Annotated in this window: 3 protein-coding genes; 2 read left to right on the forward strand and 1 reads right to left on the reverse strand. The window is 68.2% G+C overall.

All coding sequences use genetic code 11. The features are described 5' to 3' along the window. Nucleotides 1-122: 122 nt before the first annotated feature. Nucleotides 123-1,058, forward strand: a complete 936-nt coding sequence (locus tag ZRA01_RS19880) for an asparaginase (RefSeq protein WP_141355108.1) — start codon at nt 123-125, stop codon at nt 1,056-1,058. Nucleotides 1,059-1,071: 13 nt separating this feature from the next. On the opposite strand, the gene ZRA01_RS19885 is transcribed toward ZRA01_RS19880, so the two are convergent. Further along, nucleotides 1,072-2,862 carry a monovalent cation:proton antiporter-2 (CPA2) family protein gene (locus ZRA01_RS19885; protein ID WP_141355109.1) on the reverse strand — a complete coding sequence of 597 codons (1,791 nt, stop codon included), beginning with the start codon at nt 2,860-2,862 and terminating at the stop codon, nt 1,072-1,074. Between the two features lie 295 nt (nt 2,863-3,157). On the opposite strand from ZRA01_RS19885, the gene ZRA01_RS19890 reads away from it, so the two are divergent. Beyond that, the gene (locus ZRA01_RS19890; RefSeq protein ID WP_141355110.1) at nt 3,158-4,249 is read left to right on the forward strand and encodes a PEP-CTERM sorting domain-containing protein; all 1,092 of its coding nucleotides are present in this window, start codon (nt 3,158-3,160) and stop codon (nt 4,247-4,249) included. The last annotated feature ends 355 nt before the right edge of the window (nt 4,250-4,604 follow it).

A 4,604-nucleotide genomic window follows, 5' to 3' on the forward strand; every position in this document is an offset into this window, starting at 1 on the left:
CACGCATCCTCTCGCATTGATCCGTGGGAAATGGGAAATGGGAAATGGGAAATGGGAAATGGGAAATGGGAAATGGGCAGTAGGGTAGCGCGCCTCACCTCACTCCTCTCCCCCCAAAAGCCATGATCCATCTCCTAGCCACGGGCGGAACGATTGCCGGCGAGGCTGACCCGGAAGCTGGCCATGGCCGCTACCGGGCCGGCGTGCGGCCGGTGGAGGCGCTCGTCGCGGCTGTGCCCGGGCTTGCCGATGCAGGCCCGCTGACGGCCCGGCAGATCCTCGCCCTCGACAGCAAGGACATGACGCCGGCCGACTGGCTGGCGATCCTCGCCGCCACCCGCACGGCCGTCGCCGATCCTTCCTGCGACGGCGTGGTGATCCTGCACGGCACCGACACCCTCGAAGAGACCGCCTGGTTCCTGCACCTGAGCCTGCCGGCCGGCAAGCCGGTGGTGCTCACCGGGGCGATGCGCCCGGCCGACCACCCGGCGGCCGACGGTCCCGCCAACCTGCTGGCCGCGGTGCGCCTCGCCGCCAGCCCCGAGGCCCGCGACAAGGGCGTGCTGGTGGTGATGAACGGCACGGCCTTCGGCGCCCGCCGGGTCGTCAAGGCTCGCTGCAGCGGGCTGGACGCCTTCGAATCCCCCGAGCCGTGGCAGGCCGCCCGGGCCGATGGCCGCTTTGCCGGGCTGGCGGTGGCGGAGCTCCCGCGGGTGGACATCCTGCCCGGCTATGCCGGCGCGCCGGCCGACCTGATCGACGCCAGCGTTGCCGCCGGCGCCCGCGGCCTGGTGCTGGCCCTGTGCGGCCACGGCAGCGTGCCGACGGTCTGGCTGCCGGCCCTGAGGGCGGCCCGCCAGCGCGGCGTGGCAATCGTGCGCGGCAGCCGCGCAGCAGGCTGCGTGGCGCCCGACGCCAACGCCGACGACAGCGGCGAAGGCTGGCTCACCGCTGGCGACCTGCCACCACCCAAAGCCCGCATCGCACTGATGCTGGGCCTGGCCACGGGGCTGTCCGGCGACAGCCTGCGCTCGGCCCTGCTGGCCTGCGGCAGCTGAGCGCCCCCCTCCCTTAAACCGCCCGCTGGGCGCCCCGCTCCTTGCGGGCAAAGGCCGCGCGGGCTTCCTCGAGGATCTGCGCCAGTTCGTCCCGTGACTCCCGGGACGACTGGATGAGCTGGCTCTCGTCGTGGGCGATGGCCTGCTGGCGGGCCAGCAGCTCGGCGTCATGGCGGGCGAAGCGGCTCACCAGCTGCTCGGCCAGGGCCGGCGGCTCGTGGAGGAGCTCCAGGGTCCAGCGGGCCATCTCGAAGCTCGCCGGCAGGGTTTCGCGGATCTGCCGCTGGATGCCCAGGTCCATCAGGCGGCTGGCGTGGAAGCGGTTGCGGGCCCGGGCGACGATCTGCACATGGGGGAAGTGCCGGCGCACCAGCTCGGCGGTGCGCAGCGAGGCCTCCACGTCGTCGATGGCCAGCACGAAGACCCGGGCCTCGCGCAGCTGGGCCGCGTGAAGCAGGTCGAGGTTGGCCGCATCGCCATAGAACACCTTGAGGCCGAACTTGCGCACCGCGTCGACCTGCTCGGGGTCGGCGTCGAGCGCGGTGAAGGGCACGCCGCGGGCCAGCAGCAGGCGCCCGACGATCTGACCGACCCGCCCGAAGCCGGCAATCACCACCTCGCCAGCCTCGGCCGGCATCGTGTCGAAGGCGCGGGGCGGCTGGGCCTCCGCCTCGGCCCGGGCCAGGCGGTCGCCGAGCATCAGCAGGAGCGGCGACAGCGCCATCGACAGCGCCACCACCAGGGTCAGCTTGTCGGCCTGCACCTCGCCGAGCACCCGGAACGACTGGGCCGCGTCGAACAGCACAAAAGCAAACTCGCCGCCCTGGGCCAGCGCCAGCGCGAGCAGCCGCGCGTCGGCCTTCTGCCCGCCGATCAGGCGGCGCAGCCCATACAGCATCACGAACTTGACGACGATCAGCCCCACGGTGAGCCCGAGGATCTGCCACGGAAACTTCACCAGCAGGCTCAGGTTGGTGGACATCCCCACCGCCATGAAGAAGAGGCCCAGCAGCAGGCCCTGGAAGGGCGCGATGGAGGCCTCCAGCTCGTGGCGGAACTCCGAATCGGCGAGCAGCACCCCGGCCACGAAGGCCCCCAGCGACATCGACAGCCCGCCGGCCTGCATCATCAACGCCAGGCCGAGCACGGTGACGAGCGCCGCGGCGGTGAACATCTCGCGGCTATTCACCCGGGCAACGTGACGGAACAGCGCATCGAGCAGCGGCCGGCCGATCAGCGCCACCACCACCAGCAGGCCGAGGCCCACCGCCGGGTGGGTGAGCGCGGTGGGCTTGCCGGTGCCGAACAGGGGGATCAGCGCCAGCAGCGGGATCACCGACAGATCCTGGAACAGCAGGATCGCGAAGGCCTCACGCCCGTGGCGGGTCGACAGCTCCCGCCGCTCGGCGAGCGTGGGCAGCACGAAGGCCGTGGACGACAGGGCCAGGATGATCCCCACCAGCGCCGCCGCCGACATCGAAAGCCCAAGGTAGCGCCCGGCCGCCGCCAGCGCGACAGCAGCCCCGGCCAGCTGCAGCACCCCCAGCCCGAACACCGAGCGGCGCAGGGCCCACAGGCGCGAGGGCTTCAGCTCCAGCCCGATCACGAAGAGCAGCAGGATCACCCCGAGCTCGGCGGTGTGCATCAGGTTGTCGGGGTCGCGCACCAGCTTGATCCCGAAGGGGCCGATCAGCATGCCCACGGCCAGGTAACCCAGCACCGTCCCCAGGCCAGCCCGCTTGAACAGCGGCACGAAAAGAACGGACGCCAGCAGCAGGGCGGCAAAGGTGGTGAGGGATTGCATGGGACGAGGAGGACGAAGGCCTGCGGAGCAGCGACCCGGCGAGTTTCTCACAAAGCACCCGGCAGATCCGCCCACCGAAGGATCTCGAAACAATCGGCGGAGCCTGCCCGAGCCATGTCGGCGTTTCTTACAACGCCGGCACCGCACACATTCCGCTCGTCATGCCATCAGCCCCAAGATGACCGCCAGACACCATATTCAACAATTTCGCAAACAAATGGCACATTTGATGCTGAACATCAAGCGCAGACACGGTTTGCGACAAATAAATTGTTTACGCATTGGAGGAAACATCATGAGGTCGGAAAAGAACAAGATCCTGAGCGCCATAGCCGCCGCTGCAACCTGCACGCTGGCCGCATCGCCTGCCGCAGCCTTTGATCTTACGAGCGGCTACTACATGACCTATGGCGACGCGAACTCCTACTCGCTGCCGATCAACGGCCTCGAAGTGATGTCCGGCCCGGGGCAGATCGACCTCTACACCAAGCTCGGGCTGCAGAGCCAGCTCGACAACCCCATCGCCGGCATGGACAACGCCTACGACACCCCCAGCGCCAACAACGTCGAGGGCTTCCGGATGGGCAGCGGCAACGAGCCCGGTGGCGCCAACCCCGAGGGCAGCTGGGACCGCATCGGCTGGTGGGACAGCTCCCTCGAGGCCCTCAACACCGCCCTCGACCTGACCAAAAATTCGCCGATCTTCTACTTCGCCAACAACGAGACCGGCAACGGCGACAACCTCGCCGGCTGGGGCCGGGTCGAGCTGACCCACAACGGCGTGGTGATCGGCCGCTACGACCTCACCAATGACGACCACGACCCCAGCAACGGCAGCCCCGGCTACGGCGCGCCCCCTGTTGGCGGCGGCGTGGGCGGTACGGGCGATCCGTTGGCAGACGCCGGCCGCTACACTTCAGATGGCGCCGCCCCGCTGGTGCCGGACTTCCTGATGTCGGGTGGCCTGGTGTGTGCCGATGCCGCGGGGCTGGTGGATTGCAGCCAGCCTCACCTCTTCGAGTTCCAACATAACCTGGGGGGTGACCGGGCGGCCTACGCGGTGGTGTTCCCGGAATTGAACAAGCAGCTCGCCGAGGTGATCGACATCGTCGCCTCCAACCTCAACCCCGGTGAAACCCTGGCGAACTATGCCCTGCACGTGGACTATCGCCTGGGCTGCGGCCCCGAGGGCGCCTTCCCGCAGGTTCCTGCCGGTGGCAACAAGACCGAATGCGACCCCAATTACGCAACCAACGGCGGCAGCGAGAAGGTGTTCATCGGCACGCTGGAAAACATCCAGGCCGTGCCCGAACCGACCTCGAGCGCCCTGGCCGCGCTGGGCCTGCTGGGTGCCCTTGGTGCGCTGCGGCGCCGTTACAAAGCCTGAATGCGAAGCTTGCAGGCAGGAAGGGCCGGGGCAATCCCGGCCTTTTTCGTTTATGCGCCCAAAACAGACAAGGCCTGCCCCTCAGGCACGGCGCGACCACTCAAAACCCCGGGGAACAGGGCTACTGGCGGCGCCTTTCCACTGCCTTCGGGTCGCTTTGTCGACCTTTCTTACACCCCCAGGCCCTTCATGGCGCGGCACGCTCGATGCCATTCAAATCCCGGGCGCCCCGCCTTTGATGTATTAAAAACGTCAAAAACATCTCAATCTCATGAATTTTAACAATTTTTCAACAACGCAAAATACCCGAAGGGCTGACCGGTCTCAAAGTCGGCCGCGAAGCCGGCTCCCCTAG

It is taken from the genome of Zoogloea ramigera, from assembly GCF_006539865.1.
In the GTDB taxonomy this organism is placed as follows: domain Bacteria; phylum Pseudomonadota; class Gammaproteobacteria; order Burkholderiales; family Rhodocyclaceae; genus Zoogloea; species Zoogloea ramigera.